Origin of the sequence: Streptomyces sp. TS71-3 (genome assembly GCF_018327685.1) — a bacterium.
In the GTDB taxonomy this organism is placed as follows: domain Bacteria; phylum Actinomycetota; class Actinomycetes; order Streptomycetales; family Streptomycetaceae; genus Streptomyces.
Map to the genome: position 1 here is coordinate 3,533,164 of NZ_BNEL01000001.1, position 19,931 is coordinate 3,553,094.

Annotated in this window: 16 protein-coding genes and 1 pseudogene; 10 read left to right on the forward strand and 7 right to left on the reverse strand. The window is 72.9% G+C overall.

Annotation, left to right across the window (positions count from 1 at the left end):
• Window positions 1-23: 23 nt before the first annotated feature.
• Window positions 24-1,346 (reverse strand): bifunctional helix-turn-helix transcriptional regulator/GNAT family N-acetyltransferase, encoded by a 1,323-nt coding sequence (locus Sm713_RS14315; RefSeq protein WP_249416288.1) that lies wholly within the window; start codon window positions 1,344-1,346, stop codon window positions 24-26.
• 633 nt (window positions 1,347-1,979) lie between these two features.
• Between Sm713_RS14315 and Sm713_RS14320 the strand changes: the two genes are divergently transcribed.
• The 3 genes and pseudogenes from Sm713_RS14320 to Sm713_RS14330 form a co-directional block, all read left to right on the forward strand.
• Window positions 1,980-3,407, forward strand: coding sequence for an alkaline phosphatase family protein (locus Sm713_RS14320; protein ID WP_212910006.1), 1,428 nt, complete (start codon window positions 1,980-1,982; stop codon window positions 3,405-3,407).
• 144 nt (window positions 3,408-3,551) lie between these two features.
• Window positions 3,552-4,664: an ATP-binding protein gene (locus tag Sm713_RS14325; protein ID WP_212910007.1), complete on the forward strand. Its 1,113-nt coding sequence runs from the start codon at window positions 3,552-3,554 to the stop codon at window positions 4,662-4,664.
• Window positions 4,661-5,326 (forward strand): annotated as a pseudogene (locus tag Sm713_RS14330) (response regulator); the annotation flags it as partial. The gene Sm713_RS14325 and the pseudogene Sm713_RS14330, both read left to right, overlap by 4 nt.
• Before the next feature lie 189 nt (window positions 5,327-5,515).
• Here Sm713_RS14330 and Sm713_RS14335 read toward each other — a convergent pair.
• The gene (locus Sm713_RS14335; RefSeq protein ID WP_212910009.1) at window positions 5,516-6,574 is read right to left on the reverse strand and encodes a LacI family DNA-binding transcriptional regulator; all 1,059 of its coding nucleotides are present in this window, start codon (window positions 6,572-6,574) and stop codon (window positions 5,516-5,518) included.
• A 151-nt stretch (window positions 6,575-6,725) separates the two neighbouring features.
• Here Sm713_RS14335 and Sm713_RS14340 point away from each other — a divergent pair, with 151 nt between their 5' ends.
• The 3 genes from Sm713_RS14340 to Sm713_RS14350 all read left to right on the forward strand — a co-directional run bounded on the left by Sm713_RS14340 (window position 6,726) and on the right by Sm713_RS14350 (window position 9,915).
• A complete protein-coding gene (locus tag Sm713_RS14340; RefSeq protein WP_212910010.1) occupies window positions 6,726-7,898 on the forward strand; it encodes a Gfo/Idh/MocA family protein in 1,173 nt (390 codons plus the stop codon).
• Entirely contained in the window at window positions 7,895-9,055 is a 1,161-nt protein-coding gene (locus Sm713_RS14345) for a dihydrodipicolinate synthase family protein (protein ID WP_212910011.1), read from the forward strand. Before Sm713_RS14340 ends, Sm713_RS14345 begins: the two co-directional genes overlap by 4 nt.
• Before the next feature lie 62 nt (window positions 9,056-9,117).
• On the forward strand, window positions 9,118-9,915 hold the full coding sequence (locus Sm713_RS14350) for a sugar phosphate isomerase/epimerase (RefSeq protein WP_212912003.1): 798 nt from the start codon (window positions 9,118-9,120) through the stop codon (window positions 9,913-9,915).
• Window positions 9,916-9,977: 62 nt separating this feature from the next.
• Here Sm713_RS14350 and Sm713_RS14355 read toward each other — a convergent pair whose 3' ends face one another.
• Both Sm713_RS14355 and Sm713_RS14360 read right to left on the reverse strand, forming a co-directional pair.
• Entirely contained in the window at window positions 9,978-10,535 is a 558-nt protein-coding gene (locus tag Sm713_RS14355) for a GNAT family N-acetyltransferase (RefSeq protein WP_212910012.1), read from the reverse strand.
• Complete coding sequence (locus Sm713_RS14360; protein ID WP_212910013.1) at window positions 10,532-11,791, reverse strand: helix-turn-helix transcriptional regulator; 1,260 nt, start codon at window positions 11,789-11,791, stop codon at window positions 10,532-10,534. The genes Sm713_RS14355 and Sm713_RS14360 overlap by 4 nt, the downstream gene beginning before the upstream one ends.
• 161 nt (window positions 11,792-11,952) lie before the next feature.
• Between Sm713_RS14360 and Sm713_RS14365 the strand changes: the two genes are divergently transcribed.
• The 4 genes from Sm713_RS14365 to Sm713_RS14380 all read left to right on the forward strand — a co-directional run bounded on the left by Sm713_RS14365 (window position 11,953) and on the right by Sm713_RS14380 (window position 15,219).
• Entirely contained in the window at window positions 11,953-12,387 is a 435-nt protein-coding gene (locus tag Sm713_RS14365; protein ID WP_212910014.1) for an ATP-binding protein, read from the forward strand.
• On the forward strand, window positions 12,384-12,587 hold the full coding sequence (locus Sm713_RS14370) for a hypothetical protein (RefSeq protein ID WP_212910015.1): 204 nt from the start codon (window positions 12,384-12,386) through the stop codon (window positions 12,585-12,587). Before Sm713_RS14365 ends, Sm713_RS14370 begins: the two co-directional genes overlap by 4 nt.
• Before the next feature lie 84 nt (window positions 12,588-12,671).
• Complete coding sequence (locus Sm713_RS14375; RefSeq protein WP_212910016.1) at window positions 12,672-14,024, forward strand: acyltransferase; 1,353 nt, start codon at window positions 12,672-12,674, stop codon at window positions 14,022-14,024.
• A gap of 334 nt (window positions 14,025-14,358) precedes the next feature.
• Window positions 14,359-15,219, forward strand: coding sequence for an alpha/beta fold hydrolase (locus Sm713_RS14380; protein WP_212910017.1), 861 nt, complete (start codon window positions 14,359-14,361; stop codon window positions 15,217-15,219).
• A gap of 116 nt (window positions 15,220-15,335) precedes the next feature.
• Here the strand turns inward: Sm713_RS14380 and Sm713_RS14385 are convergent, their stop codons facing one another.
• The 3 genes from Sm713_RS14385 to Sm713_RS14395 all read right to left on the reverse strand — a co-directional run bounded on the left by Sm713_RS14385 (window position 15,336) and on the right by Sm713_RS14395 (window position 19,626).
• Window positions 15,336-16,277 carry a ribokinase gene (locus tag Sm713_RS14385; RefSeq protein WP_212910018.1) on the reverse strand — a complete coding sequence of 314 codons (942 nt, stop codon included), beginning with the start codon at window positions 16,275-16,277 and terminating at the stop codon, window positions 15,336-15,338.
• Between the two features lie 88 nt (window positions 16,278-16,365).
• On the reverse strand, window positions 16,366-16,851 hold the full coding sequence (locus Sm713_RS14390; RefSeq protein WP_212910019.1) for a hypothetical protein: 486 nt from the start codon (window positions 16,849-16,851) through the stop codon (window positions 16,366-16,368).
• A 78-nt stretch (window positions 16,852-16,929) separates the two neighbouring features.
• Window positions 16,930-19,626, reverse strand: coding sequence for a hypothetical protein (locus Sm713_RS14395; protein ID WP_212910020.1), 2,697 nt, complete (start codon window positions 19,624-19,626; stop codon window positions 16,930-16,932).
• Window positions 19,627-19,931 lie beyond the last annotated feature (305 nt).

Sequence of the window (19,931 nt, forward strand, 5' to 3'; positions counted from 1 at the left end):
AGAGCCCCCGTAATCCTCCGACATCAGCCACGTCGGCCGCTCGCCGCGCCCTCCCTTCCGGATATCCGGACTCCGGCCTCCTCGGGTGCGGGCGCCTCGGCCGCCGCACCACCCTCCCGGGATGCGGTGCGCCCGGGAGGTATGGCGCTGTCCTCGGCGGTGCGCAGTCGCAGGTGCCAGTCCTGGCCGGTCAGGTCGGCGCCGAACGAGTGGTGCGGCTGCTCGGCGGTGAGGGTGAAGCCGTGTCGCTGGTAGATCCCGCGGGCCGACCGGAGGACGTCGTTCGTCCACAGGACCATGTCGTCATACCCCGCCTCGCGGGCGAACTCGGTACAGGCCCGCACCAGGCGGTCGCCGATCCCGAGCCCCCGGGCGTCGGGCTCCACCAGCAGCAGCCGGAGGCGGGCGGTGCCGGGGGAGGGGCGGGGGCCCTGCTCGGGGCCGGCGTCCCTCACGGAGGCGGTGGTCTCTCCGGAGGCTGCGCCATCCCCGGAGGCGTCCTCCCCGGAGGCGGTGTCCGCGAGGGCCGTGTCCTCCGCCGGGGCCGTGCCCTCCCCGGCGGTGGCGTCCCCGTGGCTCGCCTCCCCATGGTTCGCGTCCCCGTGCGTGTCCCGTACGCACATCACGCACCCCACCGGGCGGTCGTCCAGCTCCGCCACCCAGACGCGCTCCAGGCGCGGGTCGTGGTGCTCGGCGAAGTCGGCGACGATACGGGCCACCAGGGCCTCGTAGTCGGAGTTCCACCCGAATTCGGCGGCGTAGACCGCGGCGTTGCGCTGGATGATCCAGCCCAGGTCGCCGGGGCCGGGAGCGCGCAGTACGACGTCGTCGCGGTGTGGGGAACGGTCCCGGGAGAGGATGTCCTGGATGGTGCGCATGGCGCCCGTGAGACGGGAGCGGTCGCCCGCCGGGACCCTGCCGAGCAGGGCGCCCACGCTTTCCCTGGACCGCTCGTCCAGCAGGTCGGCGGCGCTTCGGCCGTGGCCGGTGAGGGTGATGCTCTGCCGGCGCGGGTCACGCGACGACGGGGCGCGCTCGACCAGCTCGGCCTTCTCGAACTTGGCCAGCAGCCGGCTGAGGTAGCCGGCGTCCAGGGACAGCGCGCCGCGCAGGTCCGCCGCGTCGGTCCGCGGTGAGTGGGCCAGCTCGTACAGGACCCGGGCCTCGGTGAGGGTGTACGGGACGTAGAGCTGGCGGCTGTAGTCGAGGGCGCCGATGAGGTTGGTGTAGAAGCGGTTGAAGGCGCGGATGTCGTGGATGGGCCGGGTGGAAGCGCCGGCGGAGCCGCTGGTGGGAATGCCCTCGCCCGCCGCTTCCGCTGCTTCCACCGTTTCCGACGTCGGCACCGTCCGCGTCGAACCTCTGGCTCCCGTTCCCCCTGTTGCTCCCGTAGCCCTCGCCCCCGCTGACGTTCCCGCCGTGCTGCTTGCGGCGGCCCTCTTCCTCGCCGACATGGCGTCCCCCTTCGCGCAGTGACCCGACCTCGTCGAGTGGTCCCGCTTTCACATGGCCGCGGCTCGGTGACTGGCTTGACTCAGTCCACTCAGCCTTGACTCAGTCAATGATAAGCCGAACCCCTCCGCCACCGGAACCCCGACCGACCCCTGAGAAAACCCCGAGGCCGACCCTGAGCAACGGGCCCCGACCCCATCCCGGCCCCGATCCCGCCCGGACCACGGCCCGACCCGCCCCGGCTCCACCCCGAGCACTCGGACGCCTGCGCCCCGCTCGCACGTCCGCCCAGCCAGCGTTCCCCCTCCCGAGCGCCGTTTCGTCATGCCTCGGGCAAAGGCGGGTCATGCGCGTTCGGTGGCCCGGTATAGCAGGTCAGGGCTTGGCCAAGTGTCCGCCGCCTGTTGTTGGCATGTTCACCGCTAACGGCCGCTGCCCCTCATGTACCGCCTGGAGAGTGGCGCATCGGTCCCGGGGGCCGAGACCCCCGTGGGCCAGTCATCAGGAGTGCTCAAGAAGGGACAGTCATGGCCGAGTTGACTCGTCGCAGGCTCCTCGGATCGGCGGCAGGGGTCTTGGGCGGCGCCGCCGCGCTCTCACTACTGCCTCCGAGCGTGCAGCGGGCCGTCGCCGCCGGGCCCGCGCCCACCGGCTCGTTGCAGGACGTCGAGCACGTCGTCCTGCTGATGCAGGAGAACCGCTCGTTCGACCACTACTTCGGCACACTCTCCGGCGTCCGCGGCTTCGCGGACCCCGACGCCCTGACCCTGCCGGGCGGCCGTTCCGTCTTCTACCAGCCGGACACGGTCAACCCCAAGGGCTACATGCTCCCGTTCCACCTGGACACCCACACCACCAGCGCCCAGGCCATCCCGTCCACGAGCCACGCCTGGAGCGTGCAGCACCAGGCGTGGAACAACGGCAAGATGGACAGCTGGCTGCCCGCGCACCGCAAGGCGGACGGCGCCAACGGCCCGTACGTGATGGGCTACCACACGCGCGAGGACATCCCCTTCCAGTTCGCCCTCGCCGAGAACTTCACCATCTGCGACAACTACTTCTGCTCGGTCATGGGCCCCACCTGGCCGAACCGCCTCTACTGGATGACGGGCACCATCGACCCCGGCGGCACGCAGGGCGGCCCGGTCATCAGCAACTCCGCCCCGTCCCCGTACCGCTGGAAGACCTACGCCGAGCGGCTCCAGGCGGCCGGGATCAGCTGGAAGGTCTACCAGCAGACCGACGACTACGGCTGCAACATGCTGGAGAACTTCCAGGCATTCAAGAGCGCGAAGGCCGGCTCCGACCTCTACGAGCGCGGCGTGCGCCCGCAGCCCGAGGGGACCTTCGAGGACGACGCGCGGGGCGACCGGCTGCCCGCGGTCTCCTGGATCATCCCGACCAGCACGCAGTCCGAGCACCCCGACTACCTGCCGGCCGCCGGCGCCGACTTCGTGGCGCAGAAGATCGAGGCCATCGCGTCCAACCCGGACGTGTGGGCCAAGACCGCCTTCATCCTCAACTACGACGAGAACGACGGCCTCTTCGACCACGTCGTGCCGCCCACGCCCCCGGTGGGCACGGCGAACGAGTTCGTCAGCGGCCTGCCGATCGGCGGCGGGTTCCGGGTGCCGTGCATCATCGTCTCGCCCTGGACCGTGGGCGGATGGGTGGCGAGCGAGCGGTTCGACCACACCTCCGTGCTGCGGTTCCTGGAGGAGTGGACCGGCGTGCAGGAGTCGAACATCTCCGCCTGGCGCCGGGGCACCTTCGGCGACCTGACGTCCGCGTTCCGCTTCGGTTCGACGGTCGCCACGCCGCCCGCGCTGCCCGACGACACGGCCGAGCAGCTGGAGCAGGCCGAGCACGACGTCGACACCCTGCCGAAGCCCACACTGCCCACCTCGAACCAGCAGATGCCCACCCAGGAGCCCGGCGACCGCCCGCACACCTGATCCGGTACGGCCGGCCGGGCGGCTCGCAGTGCCCGGCCGGCCCCCGGGTAGGGGCTCCTTCTGACGCGGGGTTCCTCCGGCGACGCGCCCTTCCGCGACACCGCCTCCCTATGCGGTTTCCGGACGTCGGCTAGCGTGGGGATCATGAAGGGCCGGATCCCAGCACCGGGCGGCCGCCTACCGCGCCGGCCCGGCCCGCGGCACCCGTGGCTCGCGACCGGCGCGGCGGCCGCCGGTATCGCCGCGCTCACGGCCGTCCTGGTGGCGGCACGCGGCGGGCTCTCGCTCGCGGACGTGGTCCTCGTGTACCTCGCCGCGATCGTCGTCATCGCCGCCGCCGGCGGCGTCTGGCTGGGGCTCGCCGCGGCCGTCGCCTCCACCCTGCTGGTGAACTTCTTCTTCGTCCCGCCCTACCACACCCTGGACGTCGCCAACCGCGACCTTGTCGTCACCGTGCTGGTCTACGTGGCGTCGTCGGTGACCGTGAGCGTCGCGGTCGACCTGATCGCCCGCTGGCGCCATGAGGCGGAGCGCCTCGCGGCCCAGGCCGCACGCGCGCGGGAGCTGGCCGAGACGGACAAGGTGCGGGCGGCACTGCTGGCCGCCGTCGGGCACGACCTGCGCACCCCGCTGGCCGGCATCAAGGCGAGCGTGTCCAGCCTGCGCGAACCGGACCTGCCCCTGACCGGGGACCAGCGCGAGGAGTTGCTCGCCACCGTCGAGGAGTCGGCGGACAAGATGAACGACCTGGTGGAGAACCTTCTTGCGATCAGCAGGCTGCAGGCAGGCGCGGTCAGCGTCCACCCGCGCGCGGTCACCCTGGACGAGGTGGCCGCGACCGCCCTGTTGCACACCGCCGTGCCACCCGGGCGCGCCCCCCTGCTCGACATCGCCGAGGACCTGCCCGCGGCCTGGGCGGACCCCGGGCTGCTGGAGCGGGTGATCGCCAACCTGGTGGCCAACGCCCTGGAGGCCTCCCCGCCGGACCGCCCCGTCGAGCTGGCAGCGGAGAGCGCGGACGGCCGGCTGCGGCTGCACATCGTCGACCACGGCCCCGGCATCCCCGCCGAGCAGCAGGAGCGGATCTTCGCGCCGTTCACCCGGCTGGGCGACCCGGACGCCGGGCGGGGCCTGGGTCTCGGCCTTGCCATCGCCCGTGGCTTCACCGAGGCCATGCACGGCACACTGACCCCCGGAGACACCCCCGGTGGAGGACTGACCATGACCCTCACCCTTCCGGTGGCGGTGGCCCGGTGACCCGCGTCCTCGTCGTCGACGACGACCGGCAGTTGCTGCGGGCCCTGACCGTCGCGCTCACCGCCCGCGGCTACACGGCCGTGACGGCGACGGACGTGCGGGGCGCGCTCGACGCCGCCGCGGCCGCGCCGCCCGACCTCGCCGTGATCGACCTCGGGCTGCCCGGCATGGACGGGATCGCCGTGATCGAGAGCCTGCGCGGGTGGTCGAGCGCGCCGATCATCGTGCTCTCCGCACGGCACGAGGAGCCCGTGAAGATCAACGCGCTGGACGTCGGGGCCGACGACTACATCACCAAGCCGTTCGGGATGGGCGAGCTGCTGGCGCGGATCCGGGCCGCGCTGCGGAGGTCGGCGCCCGCCGAGGAGCAGCCGGTCGTCACGACCGCGGCGTTCACCGTGGACCTGGCCGCGCGGCGGGTGACGACCGCGGCGGGTCAGACGCGGCTGACGCCCACGGAGTGGCACCTGCTGGAGATCCTGGTGCGGAACCCCGGGAGGCTGATCACCCAACGGCAGTTGCTCCAGGAGGTGTGGGGGCCCCGCTACGAGAGGGAGACCAACTACCTGCGGGTGCATCTGGCCAACCTGCGCCGGAAGCTGGAGCCCGTGCCGTCCCGGCCCCGGTATCTGATCACCGAGCCCGGGATCGGGTACCGGTTCGCTCCGGACCCGCCCGAGCAGGCGCGGGAGCCAGGGGAGACGGGGGAGCCACTGGAGACGAGGGAGCCAGGGGGGCCAGGAGAGGCAGGGGGGCCAGGAGAGGCAGGGGAGACGGGAGAGTAGGCGGGGGACCGACCCGCCGCGGCCTCACGCCCGAACCTCACACCTCACGTCACACCTCACGTCACCTCACGTCGCCCCTCGCCCCGCCCCCGGCACCCCCGTCGACCCCCGCACCATCAACTCCCCCTGCACCGTGGCGATCCCGCCGGGCGGTGCGTCCTCGCGGCCCATGGCGATGCGGCCCGCGCGGGCGCCCGCGGCCCCCAGGGGGAGGCGGACCGTCGTGAGGGCGGGGACGGCGTCCATGCTGAAGGGGAGGTCGTCGAAGCCGGCCACCGAGACGTCGTCGGGGATGCGCAGCCCCTGGTCGCGCAGGGCCGCGCAGGCGCCGAGGGCCACGGTGTCGTTGGCGGCGACGACGGCCGTCAGCTCCGGGGCCCTGCGCAGCAGCTCCAGCGTGGCGTCATAGCCGGAACGGCGGTCGTAGGGGCCGTGCAGGGTCAGCTGCGGGTCGTCGGGGATGCCGCGCGCGGACAGGGCGGCGCGGTGGCCCTCCAGGCGGTGGCGGGTGGTGGTGCGCTCCTCGGGGCCCGCGATGTAGCCGATCCCGCGGTGCCCGAGCGCCAGCAGGTGCTCGGTGAGCTTGAGGCCGCCGCCGCGGTTGTCGAAGGTGAGTGCGATCGCCCCGGTGTCCGGTGCCGGCGGGCGCCCGCAGAGGACGACCCGGGTGCCCGCCTCCCCGAGCCGGCGCAGCTTCGTGCCCATCTCCGCGGTGTGTTCCGGGTTCTCCACGGCGCCGCCGGTGAGCACCACGGCCGCCGCCCGCTGCCGCTGCAACAGCGTGAGGTACATCAGCTCGCGCTCCGGGGAGCCGCCGGTGTTGCAGACCACCGCGAGCCGCTCCCCGCCGGCCCGCCCGCCGGGACCGATCTCGGACTGCACCGCCCCGGCGATGATCCCGAAGAACGGGTCCGCGATGTCGTTGACGAGGATGCCGACCAGGTCGGAGGCGGCGGCAGCAAGCGCGCTCGCCGGGCCGTTCAGCACGTAGTCCAGCTCGTCCACCGCGCGCAGCACGCGCTCGCGGGTGGTGGCGGCCACCGGGTAGTTCCCGTTCAGCACGCGGGAGACGGTGGCGGGGGAGACCCGGGCGCGGGCCGCAACGTCCGCAAGGGTCACGGTCATCTCGTCATCCTCCAGGTGTTGCACGAGCCGCTGTGCAGAGGCTAGCTTCTCCCCTGGTAGAAAGCGCTTGCTATAGAACTTGCTATAGAGCTTGCTAAGCGGGGTGCGCGCCGGGTCCGCCCGGACGGGCCAGGGGCAGGGAAGGAAACTCGTGACACGCAAGACGGTGCGTATCGCCATGAACGGCGTCACAGGCCGGATGGGCTACCGGCAGCATCTCGTCCGCTCCCTGCTCGCGATCCGGGAGGAGGGCGGCCTCGACCTCGGCGACGGCACGCGGCTGTGGCCCGAGCCCGTGCTGGTCGGCCGCCGCGAGGCGGCGCTCAAATCGATCGCCGAGCGGCACGGCATCGCGCACTGGACCACCGACCTGGACGCGGTGCTCTCCGACGACTCCGTGGAGATCTACTTCGACGCCCAGGTGACCGCGGCCCGCGAGGACGCCCTCAAGAAGGTGATCGCGGCCCGCAAGCACATCTACACGGAGAAGCCGACCGCCACCGGCTTCGCCGGAGCCCTGGAGCTGGCCCGGCTCGCCCGGGACGCGGGCATCAAGCACGGCGTCGTCCAGGACAAGCTGTTCCTGCCGGGCCTGCGGAAGCTGAAGCGGCTCGTGGACGGCGGGTTCTTCGGCCGGATCCTCTCGGTGCGCGGCGAGTTCGGCTACTGGGTCTTCGAGGGCGACTGGCAGGAGGCGCAGCGCCCGTCCTGGAACTACCGCAAGGAGGACGGCGGCGGCATCGTCGTCGACATGTTCCCGCACTGGGAGTACGTCCTGCACAACATCTTCGGTCCGGTCCGCTCCGTCCAGGCGCTCGCCGCCACGCACCTGCCGCGCCGCTGGGACGAGCAGGGCGAGCCCTACGAGGCCACGGCCGACGACGCCGCGTACGGCATCTTCGAGCTGGAGGGCGGCATCGTCGCCCAGATCAACTCCTCGTGGGCCGTGCGGGTCGCCCGCGACGAGCTGGTCGAGTTCCAGGTGGACGGCACGCACGGCTCAGCCGTCGCGGGCCTGCGCACCTGCCGCGTCCAGCACCGGGGCGCCACCCCCAAGCCGGTCTGGAACCCGGACCTGCCCACCCCCGTGCGCTTCCGCGACCAGTGGCAGGAGGTCCCGGACAACGCCGAGTTCGACAACGGCTTCAAGGCGCAGTGGGAGCTCTTCCTGAAGCACGTCTACGCCGGCGCGCCCTACTCCTGGGACCTGCTCGCCGGCGCGCGCGGGGTGCAACTCGCCGAACTCGGCCTGAAGTCCTCGGCCGAGGGCCGCAGGCTCGCCGTGCCGGAACTGCGCCTGGACGGCCCGGAGGGCGCCCGGTGACCCTCCACCTGCCCGACGCCACCGGCGCCCTCCGCGCGTACACGCCCCGGACCGGCCCGTCGACCGTCGCCGCGGGCTCCGCCCCGCTCGCGTCCCGGGTGGTGCTCGCCGCCGCCCATGTGGTGGCCGACCCGTTCGCGGACGTCTCGCCGGACTCGCCCGCGGCCGTCGACTGGGACGCCACGCTCGCGTTCCGCCGCCACCTGTGGTCGCACGGCCTCGGGGTCGCCGAGGCCATGGACACCGCCCAGCGCGGCATGGGCCTCGACTGGGCGGGCGCGGCGGAGCTGATCCGGCGCTCGGCCGCCGAGGCACGCGCGAGCGGCGGCCACATCGCCTGCGGCGTCGGCACCGACCAGCTCGCGTCCCACACGGCCTCCCTCGCCTCGGTGCGCGCCGCCTACGAGGAGCAACTGGCGCTCGTCGAGGAGACCGGCGCGCAGGCGATCCTGATGGCGTCCAGGGCGCTCGCGGCCGTCGCCCGCGGCCCGGAGGACTACCTCCAGGTGTACGGGCACCTGCTGCGGCAGGCGGCGGAGCCGGTGGTCCTGCACTGGCTCGGCCCGATGTTCGACCCCGCCCTGGAGGGCTACTGGGGCAGCGCCGACCTGGACGCCGCCACGGACACCTTCCTGGAGGTGATCGCCGCCCACCCCGACAAGGTCGACGGCATCAAGATCTCCCTCCTGGACGCCGGACGTGAGATCGCGCTGCGGCGCAGGCTGCCCCGGGGAGTGCGCTGCTACACGGGCGACGACTTCAACTACCCGGAGCTGATCGCGGGGGACGAGCGCGGCTTCAGCCACGCGCTGCTCGGCATCTTCGACCCGCTGGGCCCGCTCGCAGCCCAGGCCGTCCGCGTCTTGGACACTGGCGACACAAAGGGCTTCCGGGCGCTGCTGGACCCCACCGTGGAGCTGTCCCGGCACCTCTTCCAGGCGCCGACGCGGTTCTACAAGACCGGGGTCGTCTTCCTGGCCTGGCTCGCCGGCCACCAGGACCACTTCGCGATGGTGGGCGGCCAGCAGTCCGCCCGCTCGCTGCCGCACTTCGCCCGCGCCTACGAACTCGCCGACTCCCTGGGCCTCTTCCCCGACCCGGAACTCGCCGAGTCCCGTATGGCGAACCTGCTCGGCCTCTACGGAGTCACCCGGTGACCGACGTCCAGAGCCCCACAGGGGAGCACGCCCCCGCGCCCGCGCGGTTCAGCATCAACCAGATGACGGTGAAGCAGCTCGGCATGCCCGAACTCGTCGCCGCCTGCACCGACCTCGGCGTACGGGGCGTCGGCCTGTGGCGCGAGCCCGTCCACGCCCACGGCCTGGAGTACACCGCGGGGCTGGTCCGCGACGCGGGGCTCACCGTCACCAGCCTCTGCCGAGGCGGCTTCCTCACCGCGACCGACCCGCACGCGCGCGTGGCGGCCATCGACGACAACAGGGCGGCCATCGACGAGGCGGCCGCCCTGGGCACCCACGTGCTCGTGCTCGTCTCCGGCGGCCTGCCGCCCGGCAGCCGCGACCTCACCGGCGCCCGCGAACGCATCGCCGACGCCCTCGCCGAGCTCGCGCCCTACGCCGCCGAACGCGACGTGCGGCTCGCCGTCGAACCCCTGCACCCCATGTTCGCCTCCGACCGCTGCGTCGTCTCCACCCTCACCCAGGCGCTCGACCTCGCCGAACGCTTCCCGGCCGAGCAGGTCGGCGTCTGCGTGGACACGTACCACATCTGGTGGGACGACCAGGCGCCCGCCCAGATCGCCCGCGCGGGCCGCGGCGGCCGCATCGCCGCCTTCCAGCTCGCCGACTGGACCACCCCCCTGCCCGAGGGCGTCCTCAACGGCCGCGGCCAGATCGGCGACGGAGCGGTGGACATGCGCGAGTGGCGCGGCTACGTGGAGGCGGCGGGGTACGAGGGCCCCATCGAGGTCGAGCTCTTCAACGACGTCCTGTGGGCCCGCGACGGCCGCGAGGTCCTCGCGGAGACGGTGCGCAGGTACGTGGAGCACGCCGCTTAGCTCCCGCCTGGCGGGTCCGGCCCTGTGTGTGCTCGCGGCTGCCGCCGGGCCCGCGCGCGGGGCTATCCGGCGGCTTCGGCGATGGTGCGCGTGGCGCGCAGCATGGCGGTGAGGACGGGGCCGTCGGCGGCCGGTTGCTGTGTGCTGATCTCCTTGTAGCCCCAGCGCTCGTACAGGGCCTTGACCTTGCCGTTCCCGGCGAGGGGATTCACCAGGAGGGTGACCTGTTCTTCTTGGCGGTGCGTGAGGAGTTCATCGTGGATACGCAAAGCCGTCCCGGTACCGCGCCACGGGACGCGCACCATGATCTCCTTGAGCGCCACAGTGGACGTGTCCGTGCAGCCCTCCGGCAGGGGAGTCGCCATCCGACTCCACCAGCGGTCGTCTCGAAGCAACGTGTTCACGTAGGCATAGCCCACCGGCTCGGCTCCGTCGAACCCGATGACGGCCTCCCAACCTGCCTCGGTGGCGTGCCGAGCCAATCGTTCCCCGTACCGTTCCACCGAGTAGTGCGGCTGGTGAAGCTGATCAGCCCGCACCTCGGCATAGACCTCGATGAGCGTGGTCCACGCCTCGTCGATGCGGGTGACGTGGCGAAGTTCGATGCCTTCTGATGTCACTGAGGATTCCTTTGGCGGTCGTGGACATACTGTCCCCAGACTTGGGCGTGTGGGCCGGACGCGTCGAGGAGGCCGAGAGCGGCACCGAACTCCTGCATCATCCCGGTGATGCGGGGATGTTCGGCGGCTACGTCCGCGGGGACGGACATGGCCGTGGCGACAGCCGACTCCAACTCACCCTGTCCGAGTTGGGCTTGTGCCAGTCGGGCCGTCGTGATGGCCCTGCTGCGCTGCATCTCGGGACGGACCAGTGCCAGGCTGCTGTGGCCATGAGCTTCGGCGGCCTCGTAGTCCCCGAGGGCCAAGCACGCTGCCAAGGCGAGGCTGTGCAGTTCCGCCCGGTCGTAGAAGGCGTTCATCCACATCGGCCGCTGCTCTGCGGGATCTGAGGCCTCCAGCGCTTCCTGCGCGTGGCCGAGAGTCTGCCGCACGGCTCGCGCGTCGCCGGTGAGCCCGAGGATGGCGGCGTGCCGGGCGTGTCCCAAAGAAGCGAACATCGGGTCGCGCCGGGCGATGTGCAAGTTTCGCGCCACGTCGTTGGCTGCCAGAGCATCGATCGGCCGTGCCATGTGCCGGTACAGGCTCCCCGCATGGGACCAGATGCGGAACTGGATGGTGAGTTCACCGGACATGGCGGCCAGACTCGCCGCTCGTTCGAAATGCCGCTGAGCGACACCGAACCGCCGCCCGTCGATCGCCGCCCACAGGGCACTTGAGGTGAACGAGGCCGCGCACGCGTACAAGGCGCAGCGCACTCTCTGACCAGCTGTGCCGCGCGCTTGAAGAGCAAGAGCCTCACCGGCGAGAGCCGCAGCCTGGGACTCGATGGTCAATCTGCCGCCGTACCGGTGATCGCTCACAATAAGGACGCTGAATTTGGCGAGCAGCCGATCGACATCGCTCATCCCCACGCGGTGGCGGGCCCGGTCGGCGGAAGCTCCCAGCGCTGTACCCGCGGACGCGAAAAGGAAACGACGACGCTGCAACGTAACCTCCTCGGATGCCGAAGGCGGGGCCTCGCGCCACGGCACGAAACCCAGTTCGGTGACCGGACACTGGAACACCGCTTCCAATGCTGCCCGCTGCCGCCGGTGCGGCCACCGTGTCTTTCCCGTCAGCCAGTTCCGTACGGTGCGGTCGCTGACCGTGCCCTCGTGGCCACAGGCCCGTAAGTCGGCGTTGACGGCCTCGGCCAGTTCCGCCTGGGTGTAACCCGCCTCCGCCATACGCCTCTTGAGGATGTCGTTGTCCTCCATGGCCACACAGTAGACACGGCACCGGCCGTGGAAAAAACCCACTACACCAGAAATTTCCGGTTCGGCGATCATCACGCAGCGCGTGATGACCCTCGCTCTGCGTGAGCGTCCGTCGTTGACTCACCGCAACCCTCCGCACTCCTCACCGCAACGAGGTCCGGATGACCGTGAGCGCAACCGCCCGCCCGACAGGGCACCCCGGATACACCGAAACGCTGCCGTGCGCGCCGCAGAGCGCGCGGCAGGCCCGGCAGCTGGTGCGTACCGCACTCGCCGCCTGGGGCCTCGACCGCCTCGCCGACGACGGCGAGACGATCGTCTCCGAACTGGTCGCCAACGCCTGGCGGCACTCCCGGTGCCGGCGGATCCACGTCAGCGTCACCCGTCCGGACGCCGGGCGGGTCCGCATCGGCGTGGCGGACGCCTCGCGCGAGCGGCCGGTACCGCGGCGCGCCGCCGCCGACGACGTGCGGGGGCGCGGCCTCGCCCTCGTCGCCGCACTCGCCGACCGCTGGGGCACGGATCCGCTTCCGTGCGGCAAGCGGGTGTGGGGCGAACTGGTGGGCACGCAGGCGGAAGGAGGTGCGGGCCGGTGAGTGGTGCGCAGCGCACGCCGCGCCCCTGGGTGGGCGACCGGGTCCACGACGAGGCGCGGGGGCGCGAGGCCATCGTCACCGACGTCCAGTCGGGACGGCTCGTCCTGCGCGCCCTGTACGGCACCGAACGGTGGGTGCCCGAGGACCCGGACCGCCTCACCGTCGTCGTCGCCCGAGAGGAGCGGCAGGACGACTTCTGAGGCCGACGGCACCGCAAACCCGCCGCGCGCCCCCGAGGCCGCCGGTTGCCCGTGTTCGCCGGACGCCGCTCCTACGATGGCCGCATGCACCGCCTGCACGAGATCGCGGAGCGCACGCCACCCGGGCGGGAACGCTTCATCGACCTGCTGCGGGCGGTCGCCATCCTCATCGTGGTGCTCGGCCACTGGATGGTGATCGTCGTGACCGGCGGGGACGGCGGCGTGCACGGCTTCAGCGCGCTGGAAGTGCTGCGCTGGGGGCGTCCGATCACCTGGCTGGTCCAGGTGCTGCCGGTCTTCTTCATCGTGGGCGGGTTCGCCAACGCCGCCTCGCTCACCTCGCACCTGCGCGGGGGCGGCGGCGCCGGAGACTGGCTCCTGGACCGCAGCGCGCGGCTGGTGCGGCCGACGACCGCGCTGCTCGTGACGCTGGCCGCCGCCGCTCTGGTCGCTCATCTCGCGGGCGCCGATTCCGACGTGGTGGGCCGCGGGGTGTGGCTCGCCACGATCCCGCTGTGGTTCCTGCTCGTCTACCTCGTCGTCGTCTTCCTGACGCCGCTCACGCACCGCCTGCACCGCCGGGCGGGGCCGGCCGTGCCGGCGGCGCTCGTGGTGCTGGTCGCCGCGGGGGACACGGCACGGCTGGCGTTCGACGTGCCGGCCCTCCAGATGGGGAACTACCTGTTCGCCTGGGTGGCGATGCACCAGATGGGCTTCGCCTGGCAGGACGGGACGCTGCCGGTCCGGCCGCGCGTGGCCGTGCCGCTGCTGGTGACGGGGGCGGGGGCGGCGGTGCTGCTGACCGTGGCCGGGCCGTACTCGATCAGCATGGTCGACTTCCCCGGCGAACACCTGCGGAACCTCGCGCCGCCGACGCTCGCCCTGACGTCGTGGGCCACGGCCCAGCTCGGGCTGGTGCTCCTGCTGCGCGACGCGGGGGAGCGGTTCCTGAAGCGCCGCGTCCCATGGACGGCCGTGATCGCCGTGAACGCCGTGATCCTGAGCGTCCTGCTGTGGCACCTGACCGCGCTGGTGCTCGTCATCGCGGCCGTGAGCGGTCTCGGACTCCTCCCGCTGCCCCGGCCTCCCCAGCACACCGGGGCATGGCTGTCGTGGAAGCCGCTGTGGCTCGCCCTGAGCCTCACCGTGCTCGTCGCCCTGCTGGCGGTGTTCGGCCGGATCGAGACGCGCGGCCTGCGGCGCGCCCGAGCCCCGCGCGCGTGGTGGACGCCGGCGGTGCTCGGCCGCCCCCGGCCGCGCGCCGCGGCGACCGTCGCCGGCTACGCCGCCTGCGTGCTCGGCCTGCTGGGCGTGGCCGTCGCCCATCCGACCCACCGCGGCCCGCTCGGACTGCCGGCCGCGGCCCTGGCGACCTTCCTGGCCGGGGCGGCACTGCTCCGCGCCGCCCGCGCGGCAGGCGGCCGCCGGGCCGGCTGACGCGCCCCGGCGCCTTTCCCTCGGGGCCGGTCCGTACCACCCCGTGGCGACGCAAATCCGGTCAGTGATTCCCGCAAAAAACTTCTATCGCTCGCGCAACCTTACGGGTGCGTAGGTTGTCGTACTTCTCGTCAGGGCTTCCGGGTGGGGGATCTGGGGGGATCGCGGGGTCTTGATATGTGGAGGGGGAGCCGATGGGGGCCGGACTGACGAGTCCGGCCCCCTCGGTGTTTCCAAGAAGGGTGTGCTCGCGCCTCCTCGGTGTTTCCGAGACGGGCGTGCCCGCGCCGAATCCCCGTTGACGGCCTTGGCAGGTCCCTCAGCAGAATGGGCCATGCCCACCTTCACCGCCGCCGACGGCACCCGGCTCGCGTACCACCTCGTGGGAGAACGCGCCCCAGGACAGCGCGCGCCGCTGGTGTGCGTGCCCGGCGGGCCGATGCGCGCCTCCGCCTACCTGGGCGACCTCGGCGGACTCGCGCGGCGACGGGGGACCGTCCTTCTCGACCTGCGCGGCACCGGCGCGTCCGAGACGCCCGCCGACCCGGCCACGTACCGCTGCGACCGGCAGGCAGCCGACGTGGAGGCCCTGCGCGAACACCTCGGCCTGGAACGCGTCGACCTCCTCGCCCACTCCGCGGGCGGCGACCTCGCGCTGCTGTACGCCACCCGGCACCCGGAGCGCGTCCGGAGCCTCACGCTCGTCACGGCGCGCGCCCGCGCGCTCGGCGTCGACTTCACCGCGCGGCACCGCGCGGAAGCGGGCGCCCGGCGCAGCCATGAGCCGTGGTTCGAGACAGCGCGCGGGCCCTACGAGAGGATCTGGGCGGGGACCGCCACCGACGCCGACTTCGACGAGGCCGCGCCCTTCTTCTACGGCCACTGGGACGCCGTCGCGCAGGCCCACGCGGCCGAGGACGCCGCACAGTCCAACGAGGCGGCCGCGGAACTGTACGCGCCCCCCGAGGCGTTCGACCCCGCCGCGGCGCGGGCCGTCGTGGCGGCCTGGGACGTGCCGGTACTGGTCCTCGGGGGCGAGCTGGACGGCGGCCCGCTGCCGCGCATCGCCGCCACGATCGCCGGCCTCTTCCGGCGCGCGGAACTGACCGTCCAGACCGGCGCGGGGCACTATCCCTGGCTCGACGACCCGGAGGGCTTCACCGGGAGCGTGGACCGTTTCCTACGGGGTCTCTAGCGAGTTCCTACGGGATCTCCAGCGAGCGGACGCGGTCCGACAGGGGCCCGAGGTCTCGTCCCGTCGAAGCCGAGGCCGGGGGCCGGGGTTCCGCGGGACCGGGCGGCGCGGGAGGGTCACGGCTGGCTCACCACGCCCAGCTCCGCCACCTCCGCCTGGGTGGGGAAGGACGCCTGGGCCCCGGGTCTCGTGACGGTGGCGGCGCCGACGCGGGCGGCGAAGGCCGCCGCCGTTGCGAGGTCCTCGCCCGCGCTCAGCCGGAAGGCGAGGGCCGCCGCGAAGGCGTCGCCCGCGCCGGTCGTGTCGACCGCCTTCACCGGCACCGACGGCACGTGTACCGGCTCGCCGCCGGAGCCCTTGATACTGCTCTCCGCGACGAGGGCGCCCTCCGCGCCCAGGGTGATCACCACCGAGCGGGGGCCCAGGGCCAGCAGTGCACGGATCCAGTCCTTCGGCTCGCCGTCCACGGGGGCGCGGCGCCCCAGCAGGACACGGGCCTCGTGCTCGTTGACGATCAGCGGGTCGCAGGCCGAGAGCAGCTCGGACGGGAGCGGGACGGGCGGGGACGGGTTGAGGGTGAAGCGGACCTCCGGAGGGAGGTTCCGCACCACCTCCACGACCGTCTCCACCGGGATCTCCAACTGCGCCGAGACCACCCGCGCCGTGCACAGCAGGCTGCCCGCCGCGGCCACGTCCTCCGGCGCCAGCCGGGCGTTGGCACCCGGGGAGACCACGATGCTGTTGTCCCCCGACGGATCCACCGTGATCAACGCGACGCCGGTGGGCGCGCCGCCGACCAGAACGCCGACGGTGTCCACGCCCGCGGAGTGCTGCGAGTCCAGCAGCAGGCGGCCGTAGACATCGTTTCCCACCCGCGCGAGCAGGGCCGTGCGGGCGCCGAGGCGGGCCGCGGCCGCCGCCTGGTTCGCCCCCTTGCCACCGGGGTGGACCGCCAGGTCGGAGCCGAGCACCGTCTCACCGGGACCGGGGCGGCGATCCACGCCGATCACCAGATCGGCGTTGGCCGACCCTACGACCAGCAGGTCGTAGTCGTGCATGGTGCTGCCCTCTCTCCAAAGCCGGTGATCGCCCGACGCGCCACGGACGCTCAGAGCGTGCCCCGCCCTGGCCGGATTGAACCTGTCGTTACCTCCCCGCGCCTCGCGAGCGCACCGAGGCACGCCACCGCGCGTGCGCCTCGGACTGGGCGGCCACGGTCAGCACGGCGTCCGCGTCGGCGGCGTCGAAGAGGTCCACCATGCTGTCCTGGGAGGCCCGCTCGCCCGTACGGACCCGGTACGCGCGCGTGCTGCCGCTGTCCCTGAGCATGCCGCTCTGGAGTACGTCGGGACGTGCGGCGTTGACGGCGAGCAGCCAGCCGTCCGCCTCCAGCACCCCGCGCACCTGTGCCAGCGCGGCCCACAGGTCGTGGCCGCGGGCCTCCGCCGTGCCCCACGGACCTGTGGCACTCAGCCGGTACGGCAGCGAGTCCTGGGCGTCCAGCCACCAGGCCACCGCCACGGTGGCGTTCTCCGTGCGCTCCGTGCGCTCCGTGCGTTCAGCGGGCTCGGCGGGTCGCTCGTGCCGTACGGCCGGCACGTCCTCGCGGCTGCCGAGCAGTTCCTCAGCCATGCTGCCGGCTCACGCCTCCCTGCCGTTCCGTCACTCGTCCGGCCATCGGTTCCCTCACTCGCGGTTCCGTCGTCTCTGTCATTTCGCGTTCGGGTCGTAGTTCGGGTTGGGGATGAACTTCTTCGTCTGAGTGTCGTACACGCCCTTGATGTTCTCCGTGCGGATGCCGCCGGGGAAGGAGATCTCCTGTTCACCGGGGAAGGGACTGTTGGCGCCGTAGGTCGCGTTGACGTCGATCCCGCCCGGAGCGTCGATCTCGTACACGTACCGGGATCCCCAGCCCAGGTTCTGGTCCTCCGTGGTCGAGACGTAGCCGGACGGCGTGTTGTTCTCCAGGAAGTCGTACAGGTCCATGTTGTCTGGGTTCTTGGGCTCGAACCCCGTCTCGAAGATCCCGTTCGGACCGAACGGCGGGCGGTTGTCGTTGCGGTACAGCGGGTCGTCGCCGGTGCGCCAGACCGCCTCGTCCGGGATGTCGTCCACGTCCACGGACTTGTCCGCGGCCACCTTGAGCGGGTCCTTGGGCTTGTTCTTGGGGGGATTGCACGGCGTGTTGCCCGCGGCCTGTACGTCGCCGTGCAGGGACGCCACGGCCACCCCGTGACCGCCGGCCAGGGCCAGGACCAGGCTGTCCGGGCCGCCGGAGGACCCCTGCGTGCCGGGTAGCACCGCCGCGGTGTCGCAGCCGTCGGGCGGGCCCTGGCCCGGGCCCGGGTCCGGCGGAAGGGGGAGCGGGAGCGGGCCGATGCCCGGGATGATCCACGGCGGGATGCCGGGCAGCGGGCCGCCGGGCGGTCCGGGCATGCACAGCTTGAAGAGCAAGTCGTTGATGCACTGGTCCGGGCCGGGGGTGGGCTGGTTGTCGTCCCCGTCTCCGCCGGAGTCGCTTCCGCCGTCTCCGCCCGAATCGCCTCCGTCGCTGCCGGAGTCTCCGCCGGAGTCGCCTCCGTCGTCGCCGTTGGGGTCGCAGAGGGGGCTCTGGTAGATGCCGCACGGCGGGCAGGAGAAGCAGTTGTTCACGCCGCCGTCATCGTCATCGTCGCCGTCGTCACCCCCGTTGTCTCCGCCGCTGTCGCCTCCGTCGTCTCCGCCCGAGTCGCCTCCGTCGCTCCCGCCGTCATCGCCGCCGTTGCTGCCGGAGTCCCCGCCGCTGGAGCCTCCGTCGCTGCCGGAGTCGCCTCCGCTGTCGCCGTTGGGGTCGCAGAGAGGGCTCTGGAAGATGCCGCACGGCGGGCAGGAGAAGCAGTTGTTCACGCCGCCGTCGTCTCCGCCGTCGTCGCCGCCCGAGTCGCCGCCGCTGTCGCCCCCGTCGTCGCCCCCGGAGTCGCCTCCCGAGTCCCCGCCGGAGTTCCCTCCGCTGCTGCCGGAGTCACCTCCGTCGCTGCCCGAATCTCCTCCGTTCGAGCCGCTGTCTCCGCCGGAGTTCCCCGAGTCTCCGCCGCTGTCGCCCCCGTCGTCTCCCCCGGAGTTGCCGCCGTTGTCCCCGCCCGAGTCGCCTCCGTCGGAGCCTCCGGAGCTTCCGTTGCTCCCGCCGTCGCTCCCGCCCGAGTCGCCGCCGTCGCTGCCGCCGTTGCTGCCGGAGTCTCCGCCGCTGGAGCCGTTGTCGCCGCCGTTCGAGCCGCTGGAGCCGCCGTCGCTGCCCGAGTCGCCGCCGTCGGAACCGCCGTCGCTGCCCGAGTCGCCGCCGGAGTCCCCCGAGTCGCCTCCGCTGTCGCCCCCTCCGCTGCTGCCGGAGTCCCCACCACTGGAGCCGTTGTCGCCCCCGGAGTCCCCGCCGTTCCCGCCATTTCCGCCGTTGGAACCCGAGTTCCCGCCGGAGTCGCCGCCCGAGTCGCCTCCGGAGCCGCTGTTGCCGCCCGATGCGCCGCCGGACCCGCCGTCGTCCCCGCTGGAGGCGTGACCGCCTGTCGTGCCGTTGCCGCCGTTGCTGCCGCCGGTCTGGCCCGCGGTGGCGCCCGGGGCGCCGTTCGTGCCGTCGTGGGAGTTCTTGCAGTCGCCGCCGATGACCGAGCAGACGGCGGTCTCGAAGCCGTCCGCCACGCGTCCGGCGGTCCCGCTGACCATCAGGCCCAGGACGACCGTGCTGATCAGGATGACCAGACCGACGTACTCGACCGCCGACTGGCCCCGGTCCCGCCGCCACGTGATCATGTGGGCGAGGGAGAAGCGAACCCTCGGCCGCGGACGCCGGACGCTGGCGAGGCGCCCGATGTCCGCGGGACGCGGGAGGCGGATGCCGGCGAGACGCGGGAAGCGGGCGGCGCCGGGCTCCCCGCTGCGGCGCGCCCGCCGGTCCGCCGGGAGCTGGAACCACGCGCGGCTCTCCGGGCGGAGCAGCAGGAGCAGCACCGCGGCAGGCAGCAGCATCTGCGTCCAGCCGCGGTCGCTGCCGCCGGCCAGCTCGATGACGCTGTTGGCGAGCAGCCACGCCTGGACGACGATGAGGGAGGCGAGGACGGCCGGGCCGCCGCGCCTCAGTCGCCAGGAGAGCGCCCAGCCGGCGATGCCGGGGGCCAGGCCGTAGACGGCGATGCCGTAGAGCGCCGGGTGCACCGCGTGCTCGGTCAGGGCCCAGGTGAACAGGGCGGCCCCGCCCCACACCGTCATGGCGAACAGGACATGCATCAGCATCCGCACCGCGACGAGCGCGCGCGGCATGGCTCCCGCACCGCCGGCACGGGCCGCTCCGGCTCCGGAACCGGTTCCGGAGCCGGAGCCGGAGCCGGAGCGCGCGATGGCGCCTGGCGAGAGAAGGGCCTCGGGTGTGTGGCTCACCAACGCTCCCCTGTCATCGGGCGCACAACCGGCGCACAGGCGTCACCGCTCTTGGTGGAGGCTCACGTCCGCCCCGTTCGCACGGGCCCCTCCTGGAGGAAGGCTAGACATCGGGGCGGGCCCAAACCCAGGGCTCCCGGGCCCAGTTGGGGACCCAAGCGGGACGTGGGCCCGGGTGGGCCCGGACAGGACGTGGGCTCGGGGCCACGGCGAGCGGGCGCGCCGGATCGCGACAGCAGGCCGTCGACCGCCGGGCGTCACGCGCGGGTCGCGTTCCTGCGACTGAGCACGGCGTCCCCGAGACC